23 protein-coding genes are annotated in these 20607 nt (G+C 55.2%); 18 read left to right on the forward strand and 5 right to left on the reverse strand.

The window, feature by feature from the left end; all coding sequences use genetic code 11:
- Positions 1-63: 63 nt before the first annotated feature.
- Positions 64-723, reverse strand: a complete 660-nt coding sequence (locus OC597_RS26630) for a response regulator (protein WP_315904191.1) — start codon at positions 721-723, stop codon at positions 64-66.
- Positions 724-967: 244 nt separating this feature from the next.
- Positions 968-1666 carry a fimbria/pilus chaperone family protein gene (locus OC597_RS05715; protein ID WP_262207992.1) on the reverse strand — a complete coding sequence of 233 codons (699 nt, stop codon included), beginning with the start codon at positions 1664-1666 and terminating at the stop codon, positions 968-970.
- Between the two features lie 399 nt (positions 1667-2065).
- On the opposite strand from OC597_RS05715, the gene OC597_RS05720 reads away from it, so the two are divergent.
- The 13 genes from OC597_RS05720 (at position 2066) to OC597_RS05780 (ending at position 14437) form a co-directional block, all read left to right on the forward strand.
- Positions 2066-2701, forward strand: a complete 636-nt coding sequence (locus tag OC597_RS05720; RefSeq protein ID WP_262207993.1) for a response regulator transcription factor — start codon at positions 2066-2068, stop codon at positions 2699-2701.
- A 68-nt stretch (positions 2702-2769) separates the two neighbouring features.
- The gene (locus tag OC597_RS05725) at positions 2770-4083 is read left to right on the forward strand and encodes a TolC family outer membrane protein (protein ID WP_262207994.1); all 1314 of its coding nucleotides are present in this window, start codon (positions 2770-2772) and stop codon (positions 4081-4083) included.
- Positions 4084-4119: 36 nt separating this feature from the next.
- On the forward strand, positions 4120-5379 hold the full coding sequence (locus OC597_RS05730; protein WP_262207995.1) for an HlyD family secretion protein: 1260 nt from the start codon (positions 4120-4122) through the stop codon (positions 5377-5379).
- Positions 5380-5412: 33 nt separating this feature from the next.
- Positions 5413-7548: a peptidase domain-containing ABC transporter gene (locus OC597_RS05735; protein WP_262207996.1), complete on the forward strand. Its 2136-nt coding sequence runs from the start codon at positions 5413-5415 to the stop codon at positions 7546-7548.
- 97 nt (positions 7549-7645) lie between these two features.
- Entirely contained in the window at positions 7646-7834 is a 189-nt protein-coding gene (locus OC597_RS05740; RefSeq protein WP_262207997.1) for a hypothetical protein, read from the forward strand.
- A 98-nt stretch (positions 7835-7932) separates the two neighbouring features.
- Entirely contained in the window at positions 7933-8250 is a 318-nt protein-coding gene (locus OC597_RS05745) for a hypothetical protein (protein ID WP_261462498.1), read from the forward strand.
- Positions 8251-8308: 58 nt separating this feature from the next.
- Entirely contained in the window at positions 8309-8524 is a 216-nt protein-coding gene (locus tag OC597_RS05750; protein ID WP_261462497.1) for a hypothetical protein, read from the forward strand.
- Positions 8525-8540: 16 nt separating this feature from the next.
- The gene (locus tag OC597_RS05755; protein ID WP_261462496.1) at positions 8541-8804 is read left to right on the forward strand and encodes a hypothetical protein; all 264 of its coding nucleotides are present in this window, start codon (positions 8541-8543) and stop codon (positions 8802-8804) included.
- A 211-nt stretch (positions 8805-9015) separates the two neighbouring features.
- On the forward strand, positions 9016-9543 hold the full coding sequence (locus OC597_RS05760) for a fimbrial protein (RefSeq protein WP_261462495.1): 528 nt from the start codon (positions 9016-9018) through the stop codon (positions 9541-9543).
- An 85-nt stretch (positions 9544-9628) separates the two neighbouring features.
- Complete coding sequence (locus OC597_RS05765) at positions 9629-10366, forward strand: fimbrial biogenesis chaperone (protein ID WP_262207998.1); 738 nt, start codon at positions 9629-9631, stop codon at positions 10364-10366.
- A 39-nt stretch (positions 10367-10405) separates the two neighbouring features.
- A complete protein-coding gene (locus OC597_RS05770) occupies positions 10406-12937 on the forward strand; it encodes a fimbria/pilus outer membrane usher protein (protein WP_262207999.1) in 2532 nt (843 codons plus the stop codon).
- Positions 12938-12963: 26 nt separating this feature from the next.
- On the forward strand, positions 12964-13989 hold the full coding sequence (locus OC597_RS05775; protein WP_262208000.1) for a fimbrial protein: 1026 nt from the start codon (positions 12964-12966) through the stop codon (positions 13987-13989).
- Positions 13990-14110: 121 nt separating this feature from the next.
- Complete coding sequence (locus OC597_RS05780; protein WP_261462491.1) at positions 14111-14437, forward strand: hypothetical protein; 327 nt, start codon at positions 14111-14113, stop codon at positions 14435-14437.
- 99 nt (positions 14438-14536) lie between these two features.
- Here OC597_RS05780 and OC597_RS05785 read toward each other — a convergent pair whose 3' ends face one another.
- The 3 genes from OC597_RS05785 to OC597_RS05795 form a co-directional block, all read right to left on the reverse strand.
- A complete protein-coding gene (locus OC597_RS05785; RefSeq protein WP_261462490.1) occupies positions 14537-14686 on the reverse strand; it encodes a hypothetical protein in 150 nt (49 codons plus the stop codon).
- Positions 14687-14832: 146 nt separating this feature from the next.
- On the reverse strand, positions 14833-15210 hold the full coding sequence (locus OC597_RS05790; RefSeq protein ID WP_262208087.1) for an NUDIX hydrolase: 378 nt from the start codon (positions 15208-15210) through the stop codon (positions 14833-14835).
- Positions 15195-15803 carry an NUDIX domain-containing protein gene (locus tag OC597_RS05795; RefSeq protein WP_262208001.1) on the reverse strand — a complete coding sequence of 203 codons (609 nt, stop codon included), beginning with the start codon at positions 15801-15803 and terminating at the stop codon, positions 15195-15197. The genes OC597_RS05790 and OC597_RS05795 overlap by 16 nt, the downstream gene beginning before the upstream one ends.
- A gap of 100 nt (positions 15804-15903) precedes the next feature.
- Here OC597_RS05795 and OC597_RS05800 point away from each other — a divergent pair, with 100 nt between their 5' ends.
- The 5 genes from OC597_RS05800 (at position 15904) to OC597_RS05820 (ending at position 20539) form a co-directional block, all read left to right on the forward strand.
- Positions 15904-16659, forward strand: a complete 756-nt coding sequence (locus OC597_RS05800) for a DeoR/GlpR family DNA-binding transcription regulator (protein WP_262208002.1) — start codon at positions 15904-15906, stop codon at positions 16657-16659.
- A 385-nt stretch (positions 16660-17044) separates the two neighbouring features.
- Complete coding sequence (locus OC597_RS05805) at positions 17045-18025, forward strand: 6-phosphofructokinase (protein WP_262208003.1); 981 nt, start codon at positions 17045-17047, stop codon at positions 18023-18025.
- 10 nt (positions 18026-18035) lie between these two features.
- On the forward strand, positions 18036-18350 hold the full coding sequence (locus OC597_RS05810; RefSeq protein WP_262208004.1) for a PTS sugar transporter subunit IIB: 315 nt from the start codon (positions 18036-18038) through the stop codon (positions 18348-18350).
- Positions 18343-19710 carry a PTS sugar transporter subunit IIC gene (locus OC597_RS05815; RefSeq protein WP_085116638.1) on the forward strand — a complete coding sequence of 456 codons (1368 nt, stop codon included), beginning with the start codon at positions 18343-18345 and terminating at the stop codon, positions 19708-19710. The genes OC597_RS05810 and OC597_RS05815 overlap by 8 nt, the downstream gene beginning before the upstream one ends.
- On the forward strand, positions 19697-20539 hold the full coding sequence (locus tag OC597_RS05820; protein WP_262208005.1) for a class II fructose-bisphosphate aldolase: 843 nt from the start codon (positions 19697-19699) through the stop codon (positions 20537-20539). Before OC597_RS05815 ends, OC597_RS05820 begins: the two co-directional genes overlap by 14 nt.
- Positions 20540-20607: the final 68 nt, after the last annotated feature.

Consider the following 20607-nt stretch of genomic DNA (forward strand, 5'->3'; position numbering starts at 1 on the left):
ACGTGGCGATGGGAAGGCTCCCATTGTCACCTTTGTCTTACAGCGTCGTTATTTTAACCGCCGCTAGCGGTTATTGAGGTCCAGATAAACTTCGGTTAATTCGCTGTCGCTTCTCACCCCCAGCTTATCCATGGCCTTTTTCTTTTGGGTGCTGATGGTTTTCAGACTGCGATTAGTATATTGAGCAATTTCAGTCACGGTCATGCCACGAATAAACAGCCGCACCACTTCCATTTCACGTGGCGAAAGTTTCAGCATGCCTGACTTGCTGCTCGACGGCGCTTCCAGCATGTATCTGATCAGTTCCTGCGAAGTTTTATGATCGACGCACTGCTCACCGTTCATCACCCGACGGATGATATCCGGTAGCCGGGCCAAGTCCTGGCTGGATTTGCTGATAAACGCCTTGATGCCGATCTGCAGGACTTCGCGCACAATCACCACGCTGTCATAGGAACTGAGCAGAATGACGTTAATCTCGGGATGGTAACGACGTATTTTTTCCAACAGCGCCATGCCGTCCGGCTCAGGATCCTTGTGAAAGGAATAGTCGCAAATCAGGATTTCACAGGACGTGCTTTTCAACATTTTCAGCAGCCCCTCAACGGTGCCGGTCACCCCGACCACCTGTATATCGGACTCTGCTTCCAGCAGCTTGGCAACACCCAATTGCACGACGGTATGATCGTCGGCAATAATCACCCGCACATCAGTGTTAAGCATAATTATTCACCAGTAGCGTAGCCGTTATCCGACTATTCCAAAGAAGGGTCGGTCAATCGCTTCAATATCCTGCCCACAATATATAATAATAAAATGCCTATCTCCGATAAATATAGCGGAAATCGGCGATATTCCACTCCAGATTGCCGCTGTCGCAAGCTATTTGCAAACGGCATCGACATTTTCATAATATTGCGACTCCCGGGCCTCTTGTAGCTGCTAGCCCAACCGGCAACGCGGCATTTTATTGGTCCACGTCAGCGGTATAACTGTCGACCGCATAACCGTCAATGGCGACGGGGTATAAGGTGATCCTGCTGACGCCATCCAGCGACGCTTGATTATTCGCCGGTAACAACAGCTGTTCACCCGGCAGCACATAGTCCCGCGGCAGCAACAATATCTGGTTACCCGGTGAGGCAATGATGGTCTGCGACAAACACACCACGTAGGGACTGGCGTTTTTCACCGCCAGTTGATGGTTAACCACCTGCCATTGCAGCAGTGTCCAGGGATCGTTTTTCATTGCCAGTCCCTTTGGGTTGATAATCACCGGTAAGTTTTGTCCCCCTCCCACATCAATATTGTTGCCAGTTTGGCTATTGATTGGCAGCCCTGCGAAATAAATGCGTTGCAGACGCTGCGTACTAAAGTCACGAGTACCGGTCAAAACAAAACGCACCTGTTTGCTGTTATTGCCCTCGACACGCGCCAGTGGTGGCATAACGGTAAGCAGGTTGCTTGTATCTTCGGCAATAGGCTCTATTTTGGTTAACAACATGATCGGCATAGGGCCAGTATTTTTTATACTGATTACCGCCTCGCCATCGTCGGCATTAACCATCAGAACTGAAGCCTCGGGCTGCACGCCAGCAACGGCTGTCGTACCCAGACTTAACAAGCCCGCCAACATCAATACGTTGGCAATAGGATGATGCTTCATGGTTAATTCCCTTTATCAGAAAAGCTCGCTTGAACGTTGGAGATAATGACTTTAATTATCTGAGGATCTATTTATGGAAGTAACCGGGCTATCGGGAAGACAGCAGTAACAAAGAAAATATAACCGATTATTTTTATTGCCGTTATAAGACAACAATGTCAATTGAGATAAGATTTTTCTTATTTGGAATGATGCCACCAAGCAATCCAGGATCCACTTAACATGCAGCATAAATGTTACTTGTTTTTATGAGTTCCATTTAGGATGTATCCTAATTGTAATAAACAAGCGTCTTATTTTTTAACCCCGCCCAGCCCTTTAATATCAACGCCATCAATCACGGCACCTTCGTCATCAAATGAATCAGGTCGCTGTGATCATGTTCAAGGGAAATGAATAATGGAAAAAACGCTGGCGATTGCCGATGGTCACCCGCTGATAGTGCATGCGCTGACTCAACTACTGCAACAACAGCCCGGTTTACGGGTGGTACACCGTAGCGGTTGTAGCCAGCAACTGGCACAACAGCTCACCGCTGAGCCGGTAGATATGGTGATTGCCGACGAGCAATTTCTGCTGCAGGAAAAATTCAGTGGCCCGGGCCATCTGTTGCTGCGCCGCTATATGCAACAGGGCAAGCTGGTGGTGATGACTGACGCCCCACCGCCGCATACCTTCGGCAAACTGCTTGAGCTGGGCGTGCGGGTATTGGTCAGCAAGCAGGATCCACCGGAGGCCAACCTGCAGGCACTGCATTATGCGTTGGCGCATCCCAATGAGAGCTACTTCTCGCCGGCGGTACACGCGGCGTTGGAACAGGCAACGCTGAACAAAATTAATGGCTATCAGTTAACCAACAAAGAGCTGGAGGTCGTCCGTCTGCTGGCCTCGGGTATTTCATTAGTGCAAATAGCCAAAATGAAAAATCGCTCGGTAAGCACGGTAGCCACCCATAAATATAATGCGATGCGAAAATTGGGTCTTCATTCCAATGCCGATCTGATCCGCTATGCGGTGGACAGCCATATTTCATAGCGCCGCACAGGAATAATTTATTGGGCGGACTATTTCCGCACTCGGGATACCGTTACAGGGTTTTAATTATGCGAAAAATAAACACGCTTATTTGCGCGCTGCTGGCGTGCCAACCGGCTGCGGCCGCTACCCTGCTGGAGGCCATTAACGCCGCCGGTGAATGGAATAGCGAATATCAGGCGCAAAAGAATGCGCGTCTGGCAGGACAGGAGAAATGGGACCAGGGGTTGGCGGGATTACTGCCGACAGTACAGATCGACGGCAACTATACCCAACAGGATCAGCCCAAGGCGTCCTATGGTGCCAAAGTTACCCGCCATAACTACAGCGTCAACCTGAACCAGCCGTTGTTTGACGTCAGTAAATATGCCGATTTTATGCGCGGCCAGGCCTTGGCAAAAGTAGCCGACGTAGAATTCGCCCGCGCTCAGCAAAAGCTGATCGGTGACGTCTCCTCCGCCTATTTTGAGGTGCTGTACCAGCGTGAGGTACTGCAGGCCGCCCGTGCGGCGCTACAGGTTTACGGTCGCCAACTGGCACAGGCCAGGGCAGCATTGGATCTCGGTGAAGGGCTGCGTATGGACGTGGACGAAGCGCAGGCCAACTACGATCGTGCAGCCTCTGACCAGATCGCCGCCACCAATGCACTGGAAGTGGCCGGCGTCAGCTTTCAACGCCTGAGCGGGCTAAATGCCGACCGCATCGACGCCATTAACGAAAGCTGCGCCACCCATACTCCAACCGGGGATTTGAAGTCGCTGTTGGCACAAAGCGAAGTCGACAACCTGGATATCCGCCGGGCGGTGTTCCAGCTGGCGCAAACCCAGGCCGACGTCACCTCCGCCTACGGCAGCCAACTGCCGGTGGTTAACCTGCAGGCTGGCTATGGCGGTAACTGGAGCCGCGGCGAAAATGAAAATGGGTTGGACGAGATATTTGGCACCACCTCCAAAACCCGCAACACCACCGTCGGCGTGGTGGTCACGGTACCGCTATTCAGCGGTGGTGGGCAGATGTCACGCGCCCGGGAGGCCGTTTACAACCGCATGCAGGCGAAAGACCTGTTGAATGACGCCCGACGCAAAGCGCAACAGGACACCCGCTCCGCCTGGCTGGACATTACCAACGGTATCGCCCTGCTGAACGCGCTGCATCAGGCGGTGACATCGGCTGACAGCAAGGTGAAATCGACCGAGTACGGCCGCGAGATGGGCCTGCGCAGCGGCATCGATGAATTGAACGCCCGTCAGCGCTATTACGACGCGGTGCGTGAACTGGCCGACGCACGTTACAACCTGTTGAAAAACCGCATCAAGCTGCTGTCGGTCTCCGGTCAGCTCGGTTTTTCTTCGATTAACGCCCTGACCTGCCGCACGGTGTAGACCGGCGGTTAACCCATAACCCAGTAACGGATTGCTATGACTGAGTCACTGTTTCGTCAGGAAGTAATGGACGCGGAAAAGAACAAAATGGCCGGCAGCGTGGCGATGTATTGCCCGCCCTGGCGCTGGCTGATGATCGGCGCAGTGGTGCTGATTACCCTCGCGGTGCTGCTGTTTATGTTTTTTGGCAGCTACACCAAGCGCGAGACCGCCATCGGTGCGCTGCAACCGCGTGATGGTGTGGTCGGCGTGACCCCTACCGTCGCGGGTGTAGTCACCGAGCTGCTGGTCACCGAAGGTGCGCTGGTCAAGGCCAACACGCCGCTGATCACCATCTCCTCAGAGGTGACCACCTCTATGGGGCAGACCCGTGAACGGGTCGCGGAACAGTTGTTGTTGCAGCGCAGCAAGCTGGAGGCCGATCTGAGTGGGCTGACGCTGCTGGCACGGGAAACCGTACAAGGCCTGCAACAGCGCCAGCAAATGCTGCAACAGCAACTGAGTTTCGCCTCGGCAATGCGTGGCAGCAGGCTGCGACAGGCCGAGCTGGCCAGCCGCCAGCTTGGCAAGGTGCAGCAGATGCAGGAGCGCGGCTATGCCACTCGCCAGCAGGTGTCCGAGCAGGAAAACCTGTTGCTGGATGCGCAAGCCAGATTGCAGGACGTCGAACGTCAGCGCATCGAACTGCGTCAGCAGATTGAGCAAACGCAACAGCAGCTGCGTGAAGCACCGCTCAACAGCAAAAACCAGCGCAACGATCTGGAACGCAAGCGCGCCGATATCGAACAGGCCATGGCGGAAAACGAGTCACGTCGCCGGGTGATCCTGCGGGCCCCCCGTGACAGCCTGGTCGGCCCACTGCTGGTCAAGCCGGGCCAGGTGGTCAGCCCCGGGCAGTCGGTGCTGTCCCTGCTGCCACAGCACAGCCCATTGCAGGCAGTGATGATGGTCAGCAGCCGGGCGATCGGTTTTATTCAGCCGGGCCAGCGGGTGGTGTTGCGCTATACCGCCTACCCGTATCAGAAGTTCGGCCAGCAATACGGCCAGGTGCGCGATGTCTCCCGCACCTCGCTCAGCCCACAGGAAGTGGCGCAGCTGACCGGCAAGCCCAACGTGCAAGAACAGTTTTTCCGGGTCACGGTGACGCTGGAACGCCAACAGGTCATGGCCTACGGCAAACCTGAAGCCCTGCGCTCCGGCAGCGCACTGGAAGCTGACTTCCTGATCGACAAACGTCGGTTGATCGAATGGGTACTGGAACCGCTTTATGCCCTCGGGCGTCGTGCAGCAAGTTAATCACCGCGGAACAACCGCGCAAAGGGAACAACGATGTCTTTTTTACAGGGATTACATTTTGGCTGGCGCCATCGCCTGCCGGTGGTTCAACAGTCGCAAGCCGCCGAATGTGGGCTGGCCTGCGTGAATATGGTCGCCAACTTCTATGGCTACCACATCGACATGATCACCATGCGCCAGCGTTTCAGCTCGTCGCTGAAAGGCGCCACCCTGGCCGACGTGATGATGGTAGCCCACCGCACGGGCCTGGTCGGCCGCGCACTGCGGCTGGATATCGAAGAGCTGGGACAGTTACGTCGTCCCTGCATTCTGCACTGGTCGCTGAACCACTTTGTGGTGCTCAAGCGCGTGACCCGCAAAGGGATTGTGATCCACGATCCGGCACGCGGACTCTGTGAAGTGCCGATGGAGGAAGTATCACGTTGTTTTACCGGTGTCGCTCTGGAACTGCTGCCCAGCGCCAGCTTTAAAAAGCGCGAAGAAAAGCAAAGCATCTCGATGATGAAACTGATCGGCAGCGTACAGGGTGCCCTGCCGACCTTTATCCAGATCCTGGCGTTGTCGGTGGCGCTGGAGCTGTTTGGCGTGCTGTCGCCGTTTTACATGCAGTGGGTGATGGACCAGGTGTTGGTTTCTGCCGACTGGGATCTGCTCAGCCTGCTCGGCAGCGGTTTTATCATGGTGGTGCTGATGCAAAACATCATCAGCGCCCTGCGATCCTGGGTGATGGCCTGGTTCTCCAGCCTGCTTGGGGTGCAATGGACGGTCAACGTCTGCGCCCACCTGTTGCGCCTGCCGATGGCCTATTTCGAGTCACGCCATATTGGTGATGTCGTGTCGCGCTTCGGCTCGATCGAAACCATTCAGAGTACGCTGACCAACCGTTTTATCAGCACGGTGCTGGACGGCGTCATGGCGGTGGTCACGCTGAGCATGCTGTTTATCTATAACGGCACCCTGGCCTGGCTGACCATTGGGTTGTTTGTAGCCTATGTGCTGGTGCGGCAGGTGTCTTACCGCCCTTTCCGCCAGGCCAACGAGGACCACATTATTACCGCCGCACGGGCACAGAGCATCCTGCTGGAATCGGTACGCGGTGTGCAGGCGTTGAAGATTAACAATAAGCAGGAATTGCGCGTGACCGCCTATGCCAACGCGCTGGTGGACACCACCAACAAAGGGATCGTCATTCAAAAGCTGTCGATCGGCTTTAGCACCCTGCAGGGCGTTATCTCAGGCGTGGGCCGCGTGGTGTTGATCTGGCTGGCGGCACGCCAGGTGCTGGAGGGCAACTTCTCTGCCGGGATGCTGGTGGCGTTTATCTCCTTCTCCGACCAATTTATCGGCCGCGCTTCGGGCCTGATTGATGCCGTGATCGATTTCCGCATGCTGCGCCTGCACGGCGAGCGTCTGGCGGACATCGTGTTGACCGAGGATGAAAAGCACGTGGACCGCGGCATGTTGTCGACGTCAGGCGGTGACAACGATGCCCCTGCCGTATTGAGCGTTGACGGTTTGAGTTTCCGTTACGCCGAAACCGAACCCTGGGTGCTGGAAAACGCTTCTTTCAGCGTGACGGCCGGTGAATCTGTGGCGGTGGTTGGCCCCTCCGGCCAGGGGAAAACCACGCTGGTGAAACTGCTGCTGGGGTTGTTGGAACCGGAAACCGGACGGGTGGCGCTCGACGGCATAGATATTCGTCAGGGCGGCTTACAGCGCTACCGCGACCGTATCGGTTGTGTGATGCAGGACGACATCCTGTTCGCCGGTTCGCTGAACGACAACATCAGCTTCTTTGACCCAACGGCCGATCTGGCGGCGGTAGAGCGCGCAGCGCGGCTGGCGCAAATCCATGAGGACATCATGGCGATGCCGATGGGTTACCAGAGTCTGGTGGGTGATATGGGGTCGTCCCTCTCCGGGGGGCAGGCGCAGCGGGTGCTTTTGGCGCGGGCGCTGTACCGCAACCCGTCGATTTTGATCCTCGACGAAGCCTCGAGCCATCTGGACGTAGAGCGTGAGCGGTTGATTAATGAAGCGGTTAAAGCCATGGCGATTACGCGAATTATTATCGCCCATCGGCCGGAAACCATCGCCAGCGCCGACCGTATTCTGGTGGTTAACAACGGCAAGATTGCCCCCTGGCAGGCACCGCTGTTGATCGAATAGTACCGTAAAGCAGATTTTTATTTTCACCTGTAAAGAGAATAACGCCTGGAGCGGATGGGCGTGGTACATCCGCAGATCAAAAAATGGAGTCATACAAATGCGTCAATTAAGTAATAAAGAAATTACTGGTGTTTCCGGTGCCTATGCTTTCGGTGATTTTAGCAAAGCTATTTTTAACAATTTTAAAACACTGTTGGAAAATTTGTTTACCAAGAAAGAATGGTGGGACGGCCCATTCCAGATCCCTCAAACCAACACACCTGGACTGCCGATCATCAAAAAGTAAAGTTCTAAGCTCGTCATTATATCTCTACCAGGCATGTGAATAACGCCTAACGCGGATGGGCGTGGTACATCCGCACATTAAAAAATGGAGTAATACAAATGCGCGAATTAAACATCATGGAAATCGAACACGTTTCTGGTGCCGGCCTGTTTGACCGTCTGGGCGCGGCCTTCCTGGGCGGCCTGGCCGGTATCGGCATCGGTTCAGCCAAAGGCGGCGTGTCCGGCGGCAGCACCGGCGGTATTCTGGGCATCGGCGCTATTGCCGCCGCAGTTACCGCAATCTGGGGCGGTGGTCTGGGTGCCGTGACCGGTGCCGTTTACGGTTTCGTCAACGGCTGGGATAAGACCCTGGGCTGGTTCAATTCGGTTGTTGAACAATGGGGCGATCAGACAGTACCAGCACCAAAGGTCTAATTCCTACTGAACTTTTCGCCGGGTGGCTCTCGCCACCCGGCACCTTCAGGAGTAACAAATGAAACAACTCACACCGCAGCAAATCGCCTGCGTCAGCGGCGGCGCCAGTGCCCTCGAACAGGCCAATAAGCTGTTCAAAGATCTCTTCGGTTGGCTGACCAGCGACGCCAATCCGCTCAATGGCCAGGTGCTGGGTAAAAGCATTGGCTATACCCTCGGCGGCATCTTTATTTCATTCGCCCAATCCTTCGCCAACGCCTTTAAGGCTAAATGATCCTTCAGGAGGTCATATGCGTCAATTAACCCCTAATGAACTGCTGCAAACCAGCGGCGGACTGTCCAGCTCGGACATCATGAATTTCCTGCGTGGCCTGTTCGGCTCTAAAAACACCCCAACCCCTCCCTGGACACCACCGGTCACCCCACCTTCGTCCGGTGCCGGTCTGGGCGGCGTAGTCGGCGTTCTGGCTGTGGGTGTGGTGGCCGTCGTCGCTGCCGCAGCAACTGCCCTGACCTTCGGGCTGGGTAAATGGCTGGACTCTGCCGGCAAGTAAATAAGAGCCTCCCTATATAGCACGCTGAATAATGCTATTCGTTATTTAAATGGCGGATTACTTATTAAATAGTCCGCCAAAATAACAATATTACGAGTTATTTACCCCTATCAACCAAGTAGAATTTAATTATCGATTAATCGATTGGGGCAGTTACGCCGACATTATATCGATAGGGATTTTTACATTATATTTATGGAGAGATTTAATTATGAAAACTAATATTCTGGCCGCATTGATCGCTGTAGCAGTAACTTCCCCGCTGATGGCCAACGCCGCCGACGGTACCATTACTTTTACCGGTGAAGTCACCGCCAACACCTGTACCGTCAAGGTGAATGAAGGCGCAAGCACCAACACCGTGGATTTGGCAAGCGTTTCCGCCAGCCAACTGAGTGCCAGTGGTGCGACTGCGATGCCAACTGAAGTAAGAATTGCGCTGAGTGCGTGCAGCACCGGGCTAACCTCTACGCGCGCCTTCTTTGAGGCAGGTCCAAACGTTACCGCGGCTACGCACAACCTGAAAAACAACGGTACCGCAACCAACGTGGAAGTCCAGTTGCTGACCCCAGCCAGTACGGTTATTAAAATTGGTGATACCTCTCAGCGCTCTGCTGCAGGTACTACCGTGACCGACGGTGCCGCTGTGATGACATACCAGGCACAGTACTACGCCACCGGCGCGGCGACTGCCGGTACGGTTGACACTTCAGTCACTTACTCCATCGACTACCTGTAAGTCCTGAGTCGTTATTACCCAGGAGCCCGCAAGGGCTCCTTTTCCCCGGAGATAACCGATTTATCCGCGTTACGGAACCGCAAAGATGATCAATAAACCTTTACCGCTAAAGTTCACCGCCCTATTGCTGGCACTGCCACTGATCGCACCGGTAGCACAGGCCAACGTGGTGATTGCCGGCACCCGGGTGATTTACCCGGCAGACCAGCGTGAAGTGACCCTGCGTCTGGACAATCGCGGCGAATTGCCGGCTCTGGTGCAAGTGTGGGTGGATGACGGCAATAAAGACACGCCGATCGGCCAACTGAAAATGCCCTTTGTGCTCACACCGGTAATTTCACGCATTGAAGCGCATAACGGCCAAACCCTGCGCCTGAGCTATACCGGCGATGCCAAGTTGCCAGGCGATAAAGAATCGGTGTATTGGCTGAACCTGTTGGATATTCCGCCACAGTCAGCCAAAAAACAGGATGCCAATACGCTGCAAATGGCACTGCGCACGCGGATCAAAATTTTCTTCCGGCCCATCAAGCTTGACGCAGAGGGAGCCGCTGCGGCTATTACGGCCCTGCGCTGGGCCCCAATCGGCAGCGGTTTGCTGGCGGCCAACAACAGTGCCTATTACGTCAATATCGCCTCGGTCACCTACAGCAACGGTGGACGCAAGTTCACCAGCGTAGAGGGCGGTATGGTGGCACCGGGCCAAACCCAGTTATTTAAATTCAATGCGGCGGGCGGCGACATTCCGCACGGCGTGCAAATCAATTACACCGCTATTAACGATTTCGGCGGTGAAACGAAGCAACAAGCCAAGGTTAATTAATCGGCGTCAGCGCTTCCCGGCAGGGAGTTTTGGGAAACTATGAAAATCAAATCTATGACTCGGCGCTGGCATTTTTCTGCCATCACCACGGCCTGCTGCTGCCTGTTTTCCGGCATTGCGTTGCCGGCGATAGCCAATAGCGAGACTGAACGCCATGGCATGGCACTGGCCGCCACCTTTAACCCCGACTTTCTGAATAGCGTTCTGGGCAAAGACGTGGATCTGAGCCGTTACGAGCGCGGCAACCCGCTATTGCCGGGGGTCTACCGGGTGGACGTCTACCTCAACGGCCAGGTAATCGGTCGTGAGACGGCAACGGTGGCATTGGTTGGCGGCACATCGGCAGTTTGTCTGAGTAACGTCCTGCTAAGCCAACTGGCTTTTAATAGCTCCGCCCCCGGCGTTAACCCGCAGGCTTTGCAACAACTGAAAGATCCTGCTGGCTGCGTCACCCTGGATGCACTGACCGATCGTGGCAGCCTGCGCCTGAACACCAATGAGCTGAGGCTGGATATCGCTCTGCCACAGGAAATGATTGCGCGCCATGCACGCGGCTACGTCAACCCCGCACTGTGGGACGACGGTGAACCCGCCTTGCTGCTGGGCTATAACGCCAACTACTACCAGTCTGAACGTAGCGGACAAACGCAAAAAACCGGCTATGTCGGCCTGAATGGCGGCCTGAATCTGGCCGGCTGGATGTTCCGCCACACCGGTAACCTCAACTGGGATGACCAGCAAGGATCTCGTTACAAAGCCACGCGTAGCTACCTGCAGCACGACATCACGCCATGGCGCGCTCGCTTGACGCTGGGCGACAGCTTCACCTCCGGCGAATTGTTCGACAGCTTTGCCTTCCGCGGTGTACAGCTAGCCACCGACGATCGCATGCTGCCGGATTCACTACGCGCCTATGCGCCAACGGTGCGTGGCGTGGCACAAACCAACGCCCACGTCACCATCAAACAAAACGGCGTGCTGCTGTATGACACCACGGTGCCGCCTGGCCCATTCGTGATCAACGATCTGTATCCAACCGGCTACGGTGGTGATCTCGATGTTCAGGTGGAAGAAGCCGACGGGCGCACCAGCAGTTTCAAAGTGGCCTATTCGTCGGTCGCACAACTGCTGCGCCCTGGCATGTCACGCTACAACCTGGTGGCCGGTACCCTGCAGAATCAAAACCTCAGCTATACGCCAAAAGTGGTGCAGGCCACCTTGCAGCATGGCCTGAATAACCTGCTGACCGGCTACGGTGGCGTGCTGGGCAGCGACCATTACGGTTCTGCGCTGCTCGGTGCGGCCTTCAACACCCCGCTCGGCGCACTGGCGCTGGACGTCACCGGGGCAAAAGCCTCGGCCGACGGTCGCAGCAGCCAGGGCACCAGTTGGCGCGCCACTTATAACAAAATGTTCAGCGCCACCGACAGTAACCTGTCGCTCGCCGCCTATCGTTTCTCATCATCCGGTTATCTGGATCTGAACAATGCACTGATGTTTACCGACGACGCACGCACCGGCAACGACGACAGCTACCTGTGGCGACCACGCAGCCGCTTCTCGTTATCGTTGAATCAAGGATTAGCGGAGGGCTGGGGGCAACTCTTTTTCTCCGGTTATAGCCAGAACTACTGGCAACGCAGCACCAGTGACCGCCAATACCAGTTTGGTTACAGCAACAATATCAAACGCCTGTCCTACACCTTGAGTGCCGGACGTGCCCGCAATACCGATGGCAGTGAGGAAACCCAGTATCTGCTAAGCATGACTCTGCCACTGGGCAGCGGCACTCACTCACCGAGCCTCGGCCTCAGCGTTGGTCATGATGGCAACGGCGTTAACAGCCAGACCAACCTGAATGGCCTGCTCGGCGAGGACAACCAGTACAGCTACAGCCTGGGTGCCGCCTACGATCGTCTAAACCGCACCAGCGCCAACCTGTCAGGCGGTTACCGTTCACCCTACAGCAACCTGAGCGGCAGCTACAGCCAGGGCGATGACTATCACGCCGCCTCAGCCGGGTTGAGCGGTACCCTGGTAGCACACCGGGGGGGCCTGACGGTAAGCCCGTACAACACCAATACTCTGGCGGTGATCCACGCACCGGACGCCGGCGGTGCACGAGTGCTGGGGTATTCAGGCATTCGTCTGGACGAGCGTGGCTACGCCATCGTGCCCTACCTGAATACCTATCAGGTGAATGATATCGCCATCGATACCAAAGGACTGCCTGCGGACGTTGAGCTGCAAACCACCAGCCAGCAGGTGGTGCCGCGTGACGGAGCGATAGTGCGGCTGAATTATCCGACCGTCAGCGGTCGGGCGGTGTTGATCTCCCTGGCGGATCAGAATCTGCCATTCGGCGCCGAGGTGCTGGATGAACAGCAACGCTTTGTCGGCACCGTCGGCCAGGGCGGCATGATTTACGCCCGCCTGCCAACAGAACACACCCGTTTGACCATCAAACGCCAGGGAGGCGACTGCCGTTTTAGCGTCAGTTTGCCGCAACAAAAACCGGCCGGCACGCTGGCCTTTGAACGCCTCAGCGCCCGATGCGAGGCGTCACAATGACCATGCCGACACAAGGATCATCCATTATGAAAATATCCAGGGTAAACGCCATCGTCATGAGCGCCATTGGCACATTGTGGCTGGTCGGTTCCCCGGTTCAGGCTGCGTTGAAATGTGCCAATGGCGATGGATCGGCGACGCTGATCGATCTTGCCACTTCGGTAAAAGTCACGCCAAGCACGCCGATCGGCACCACGTTGTTCAGTCAGACTTTCCCTGGGATCATAGCCAAATGCAGTACCAGCACATTAAGAGAGACCGCTACCGCCTACTTTGTGCGGCCCAACCTGAGCACCGCATTGGGCAGCGGACTAACGCTGTTTGTCACCTATAAAGGTATCCGCAGCAGCACGGCCGGGAATATCTCCACCGGCGTCACCGTGACCAACAACTCGGCGTTCTTGGGGCTACCGTCATCAAGCTGGCAAGACGTGGCCTTGGGATCGATTACCCTTGAGATCGTCAAAACCGGAACTACCGGCACCAGCGCTCCGGGCACAGTCAGCGCCAACCTGACGGTCGGCAGCGTCGGTTCCACGTTGCAAACTAGCGATAAGGCGCTCTATTACCTGCGGGGTGCCAATACCATCAGCTATGTGGCGGAAACCTGCAAAGTGCCATCACCGGCTTCGTTTGAGGTGCCGTTAGGTAACATCGCCGCCAGCAGCACCAGCGGCTTTGGTTCCGGCGTCGGCAGCACTTCACCGGCTAAAGACTTCGCCATTGCCCTGAGTTGCGATACCGCCATATCCGGTGCCTTCAAGGTGATGCTGCAACTGGACGCTACCCCGGTCAGCGGGCTGGCCGCTCAGGGCGTGCTGGCGTTGACCAATGCCGGAGCAAGCGGCGTGGCCGGTGGCGTGGGCGTACAGGTGCTTAATCGCCCGACCAGCACCCCGGTGACCTTAGCGACACCCTGGCTGGTGGGGAACTTTCCAATGAGCAGTAGCCTGATTAACGTGCCGTTTTCTGCCCGCTATTACCAGACAGCAGCCCGTGTCAGCCCCGGCACGGCGAACAGCTCGATGACCTACACCATTTCATATCAATAGTTCTTTCCGCCGCACGGCGGGACACGAAGGTTATTGGTTCGCTCATTGGGCGAACCAATATATCAGCGGTGTTTATCTCTCTTCTGGAGTAAACACATCTAAACTAAAAAGGAGTTTTACTATGCGTGATTTAACTATTTATGAAGTTGAGCAGGTATCCGGCGGTTATGGCAATGGGTTTTGGTCCGATTTGACCGAGGCGGTGGGCAGTTCTGTGCTGGGGGCCACTGTCGCCGGCGCGTTCGGTGCCATCATCGGCGGTAAAAACGGCGGCACCGGCGGTGGCTGGGGCTTCGGTTCTCTGGGGCAGTTGGTCGGCATGATCGGCGGCGGGATGATTGGCATGGCTGCGGGGGCCGTCGGCGCGCCTATTGTCGGAATGGCAACCACCTGGAATCTGGCGCAAGGGGCCATCATCGGTTACATCAACGGGACCTTCAAGCCGTAAGCTGAAATAAGCTGTTGGGCGGCGGTGGTTGATCCTTCCCGCCGCCCACGCGTTCCTATTATTCATCGGGAAAAATCCTATTCAATAACTGGAGCTATCCTATCTATTTAGCTGTTTCAATGGCTTATCATCTCCTCTCTGTTTAGCGCCAACCACCGCGACAATGAGAAAGGTACCGATGGCTAAAAAATCTTCCGGCGATTGCATCATTCTGGTGATGATGTTTTTTTTGTCTTTAATCATGTTCATTGTTTATACCCTGAGCGAACCCCACATCGTTGAACTGAGCACATTGATCAATTAATCCCGCTCGGTTTTCCCGGTTTAAAACGCACTGCGTGAACACCAGCCAACTTTCAGGGGCGTCAGTTGCACGGCTTCACGCAGTGCTCCCGTTAACGAGCGGTTAGCGTGGCCAGTGGGATCTCCTCCAGGTGGTGGTACACCTTCAACCCCCACTCATTGGCCAACAACAAATCTTTATCCGCACCGGCGGAAGCCCCCGCAATGCGATAGACCGCCTGACACTGGGCAATCAGCCGATGGGCCACCGGATAGAGGTATTCCTCGCAAATCGCATCACCATGGCGGGTTGATCCCGCCGCTGCCGCCAACGGTAACGCCAGCCATTCGCCAATCACCGGTACATGCCCGCGTTGGTACACCTCAAGCGCTGCCTGTTCCAGGCGTTGCAGGTTATCGGCAATGCGCTGTGCATCGCCATCGGTGCCGCTGCGGTAAGGGCCGGCAATTAAAATCAGTTGAGCTTTGATAGCGCATTCTCCAGGGTGTGATTAAGGGCGACGAACTGCAACAGCATGATGGTTTTGGCATCGACAATACTCCCCTGTGCAATGGCGCTCAGCGCCTCCGCCAGCGGCAGCTCGAACACCTCGAGATCTTCGCCCTCCGCTTCCACCCCGCCGCCATCGCTGACCCGCCCAGCAGCATGGTACTCGCCGACAAAGAAATGCAGTTTCTCGGTAACGGAACCTGGGCTCATATAAGCTTCAAAGACCTTTTGCACGTTTTGCACGCTATAGCCGGTTTCTTCCTCCGCTTCGGCGCGGATACGCTCTTCCGGCGAAGCGTTGTCCAACAGACCGGCGGCGGCCTCGATCAGCATGCCGTCGTGGCCGTTGACGAACACCGGGAAGCGAAACTGACGCGTCAGCACCACCGTTTGCGCCTGGCGGTTAAACAGCAAAATGGTTGCACCGTCGCCACGATCGTAGGTTTCACGGCTTTGTCGCTGCCATACGCCATCGCGACGTAAAAAATCAAAGGTGGTTTTTTTCAGCAGATACCAGTCATCGGACAGCACCCGGGTTTCGACAATACGAACCCGATCTTTAGTGGCGATCATGTTGGTCAACTCCACAAGCAGGAAAGGAAAACGATACTATCGTGCAGTTTCGTGTATGATCAAGATATTTCGTGCATAGAAAATTTAACGGGAAAACGTCATGCTTACCAGCCAACGTAAAAAAATCATTCTGGAAAAACTGGCCCAGGACGGACAGGTGCTGGCCAAACAGCTCAGCGAAATGTTCGGGTTGTCCGAGGATACCCTGCGGCGTGACCTGCGCGAGCTGGACAGTGAAGGCCTATTGCAACGGGTACACGGTGGTGCACTGCCGGTCTCTCCGGCGATTGCCACCTTCGCCGAAAGAAACGGGCAGGAATCCGCCGCCAAGCGCGCAATTGCCAAAGCCGCAGCGGCAATGATCGCGCCCGGACAGGTGGTGATCATCGACGGCGGTACCACCTCCGCCGAATTGGTGAAACAGCTTCCCGCCACGCTGGAAGCCACTATCGTCACCCACAGCCCCAGCGTGGCGGTTGGCCTGGCTGAACATCCCAAAGTGGAAGTCATTCTGATCGGTGGGCGGCTGTACAAACACTCGATCGTCAGCGTGGGTGCGGCTGCGGTGGAAGCCATGTCGCACATCCGCGCCGACCTCTACTTTATGGGCGTGACCGGCGTGCACCCGACTGCCGGCCTGAGCACCGGCGATCTCGAGGAGGCCTACATCAAACGCGCTCTGGCGGCGCGGGCAGCCGAAACCGTGGTATTGGCCTCTGCCGCCAAGTTGAATGCCGCCTCGCAGTATGCGATTGGCGATATCAGCCTGGCGCAGAGCATTATTGTCGAACGTTCAACCGACGCCGCACTAACGGCCCCGCTGGAACAGGCGGGGTTGACCGTTATCAAAGCCTGAATGGTATCCTGAATTAAATAACGTAATAAATACGCGGTTATTAATTTTCTCCGCGTATTTATTACGATTAATCTCCGCGAATCGGATAAAAATGCGAGAGAAATCACACTTCGTTAAACTTATTCCCTCCCAGCCAATCATTTTTCTCCTTACTAATAATCCCACAGCAACACAGATGTAACATGATGATTATTAATAAATAGTCGTTTTAACGCTGCTGAGGCGCTTAAATTAAAATGAGATCTACTTCTCAAAAACATTGCCTAACACGAGTCTGTCAAGGTCAATTACGGAAATATTTGTGAGTGTTTTGTGATGTCACCTGCAAATTTTAGCGATACCAAAAATGACAATGAGCTCCACGGAACAGATTGGAGGCCAGTATATGAAAATCGGTGTGGTAATAAGCGGCGGCGACGTCACCGGCATCAATAACTTTATTTTCCAGGTCGCCAGACTGGCGCAGGCCGATATCGTTCTGTTTAACGGCGGAATACCCGGATTATTGGCTAATCGACATCAATCTGTCAGTCTACGTGATTTGGTTGATTATTCTATTTCATCGATGCCGATAATGTCTTCCGGCCGCACGGCCAAGAAATTGGTAGCCAGTGAATATGAAACCATCAGCAAGCAGCTTAAAACCTTACACATTGAAGTGCTTATTATGGCCGGTGGCGACGGTTCGCTGCAGTTTTTAAATACCCTCAGTGAATTTGGCGTTAACTGTTTTGGCGTGGGCATGACCATCGACAATGATGTGTTTGGCAGCCATTACAGCATTGGTTTTTCCACCGCCTGCGAGCAGGTGATCAAAGAGGTCTCCAAACTGCGCAACACCGGACGTGCCCTGCCCGGACGCGTGTTTATGATTGAGCTGTTGGGCGGCTACTGCGGGGAACTGACGCTGCAGGCGGCGATCAAATCCAATGCGGACTTTGCCCTGATCCCGGAATGCCAATATGCCTTAAGCCAGCTGGCAGAGAAAATATCCCAGCGGCTGGAACAACAAAATAGTGTCATTATTTTATGTTCCGAGGGATATACCAAAGAATATTCGCCCGGCTTTCAGGGTGCCATTGACACCATGATTAAACAGCTTGAACCAAAAATTGGTGTACGCATCCGTAAAACCATTATGGGTTATGGTTTGCGCAATGGCGATCCGACCTGTGAAGAGATTTATCAGGGAACCATTATGGCCAGCGAAGTGGTTCGTTGTATTCATTCCGGCATGAAAAACAAGGCCATTATTATTAATGCCAGCAACCAACCTATTCCGATTGATTTAATCAGCATGCAAAAACGATTGATTGATACCGAAGGACATCATTACAAACTCGCCAGGCAATTAAATATAATCTGAGGAGATACCCATGCTTAAAATACTGTGCGTATGTGGCTGTGGCCTCGGCTCCAGCTTTGCCATCGAAATGAGCGCAAGAGCGGTGCTGAAAAAATTAGAGATTGAGGCAGACATTGATCACACCACTATCTCTGAGGCCAGCGCCTTTAAATCAGATATTATTCTCACCCAAAAAACCTTCGCCGACATTTTAAATGCCGATGCCAGCGAAGAGGAAAAGAAACGGGTAATTATTCTCCACCGGCTCACCGATAAAGTGGAAATTGAGCAAAAGATCGTGGCCTTTTTAAAAGAACGCGACATGAAGGAAAACCACAATGAATAGCCTGATTGACTTTATTGTCAAAGACCTGCTCGGTCAGGCTTCGATCCTGATCGCCTTTATCGCCATGCTGGGGCTAATACTGCAGAAAAAATCCACCGGGAAAGTGGCCGAGGGCACCTTTAAAACCCTGCTGGGCTTTCTGATCATGATGGCAGGCATCAACATTATTGTCGGTGCCCTGACCTACCTGAACAGCATCTTCACTCACGGCTTCGGCATGACCGGCTACATCACCGACGTCGCCGCCATTGCCGGCCTGGCCAACCGTGAGCTGGGCTCGGAAGTGGCGATGACCCTGATGGTGATTTTCGCGGTGAATATCATCATTGCCCGTATCACCCCGTTCAAGTACATCTTCCTGACCGGCCAGGCGTTGCTGTGGATGGCCACCATCGGGGCGGTGATCGGCTACAAGGCCGGCCTAACCGGCCTGCCGCTGATCCTGACCGGCGGCATCTTTGGCGGCGTAATGGCGGTGTTAATGCCGGCATTGGCCCAACCGGTGGTGCGCAAAATCACCGGGTCGGATGAGGTGGCGCTGGGGCACTTTTGCACCATTGGCTATCTGGTCCAGGCGGCAGTCGCCAAGGTGGTTGGAAAAGGTTCCCGCTCAACCGAAGATCTGGAGCTGCCCGACAACTTCAAGTTCCTGCAGGATACCTACCTGTCGATGGCGGTGGTGATGATCCCGATGTATCTGATCCCCGCGCTGGCGGCCGGTCCGCAATATATTGCCCAATATGCCGGCGGTATGAACTACCTGATGTACTCCTTTATGCAGGCCATTCAGTTTGTCGCCGGGGTCTTTATTCTCTACAGCGGCGTGCGCCTGCTGCTTAACGAACTGGTCCCCGCCTTTCGCGGTATCGCCATGCGCATCGTGCCGGACGCCAAACCGGCACTGGACTGCCCGGTGCTGTTCCCCTACGCCCCTAACGCGGTGATCGTCGGGTTCCTGGCCACCACCCTCGGCTCCATCATCGGCATGATCGTTTTCCCTATGTTCGGTCTGGCGATGATCCTGCCCGGCCTGCTGACCAACTTCTTCGCCGGCGGTACCGCAGGCATCTTCGGCAATGCGCTTGGCGGCCGACGCGGCGCCATGATCGGCGGCGTGGTCCACGGTCTGTTTATCACCTTCCTGCCGGCCATTCTGGTGCCGATGCTGGAGAGCTACGGCTTTGTCGGCGTGACCTTCAGCGACTCCGACGTCATCAGTAGCGGTCTGGTGATGGGCCATGCCTTCCAGGGCAACTGGCTGTTCATCGCCCTGTTCATCGTCTTCGTCACGCTGATTGCGTGGTTTGTTAACGGTAAATCAACCAAACACCATGAGGAAAAAGTCCATGAAACTCTATAATTTCAACGAGCTGTTGTCCGTGGCCAAAGCGCGTGACTTCAAGGCAATAGGATCATTCAATCTCCACTGCCTGGAAATGCTGCCGGCCTTCTTCAAAGCGGCCAAGGACACCCACAGCCCGCTGATGATCCAGATTTCGACCGGCACCGCCGAGTATCTGGGCTACAAGCTGCTGGTTGATTCGGTGCGCTCACTGGCAGAAAGCGAACAGGTGCCAACCTGCCTGCACCTGGATCACTGTTCAGACATCGCCTCTATCGTTACCGCGATCGACGCCGGTTTCAGTTCGGTGATGTATGACGGTTCACACCTGGAAATGGACGAGAACATCGCCAATACCCGCAAAGTGATCGACATTGCACGCCAGCGCAATGTGTCGGTTGAGGCCGAATTGGGCGCCATCGGTGGCTCGGAAGACGGCAAAGCTGTGGCGGAAGAAGACATCACCTTTACCTCGGTGGAAGACGCCAAACGCTTTGTCGATGAAACCGGAGTCGACATGCTGGCCGTTTCGGTCGGTACCGTTCATGGCATGTACACCGGCAAGGCACATATTCAGCACCAACGCCTGGCGGAAATCACCGAGGCCACCCAGACCCCGCTAGTGCTGCACGGCGGTACCGGGGTCAGCGATGAGGACATGCGACGCGCGGTGGCCGGCGGCATTGAGAAGGTCAACGTCGGTACCGAGATGAACGTGCAATGGGTCGGTCGTTGCATGCAGACATTTGAAAAGGGCAAGGTAAATGACAGCGTGCGCAAATTCCTGATCCCCGCCAATAATGCCGTCACCCAGGTATTAACGGAAAAGATCGGCCTGTTTAAATAATCACTGCCCCTTTCCTTTTTAATATAACCCTACAACCCTGGTGCCCCGGCGCCCGTCGGGGCTGGAGA

The sequence above is a fragment of the Serratia proteamaculans genome (assembly GCF_946227095.1).
GTDB lineage: Bacteria > Pseudomonadota > Gammaproteobacteria > Enterobacterales > Enterobacteriaceae > Serratia > Serratia proteamaculans_E.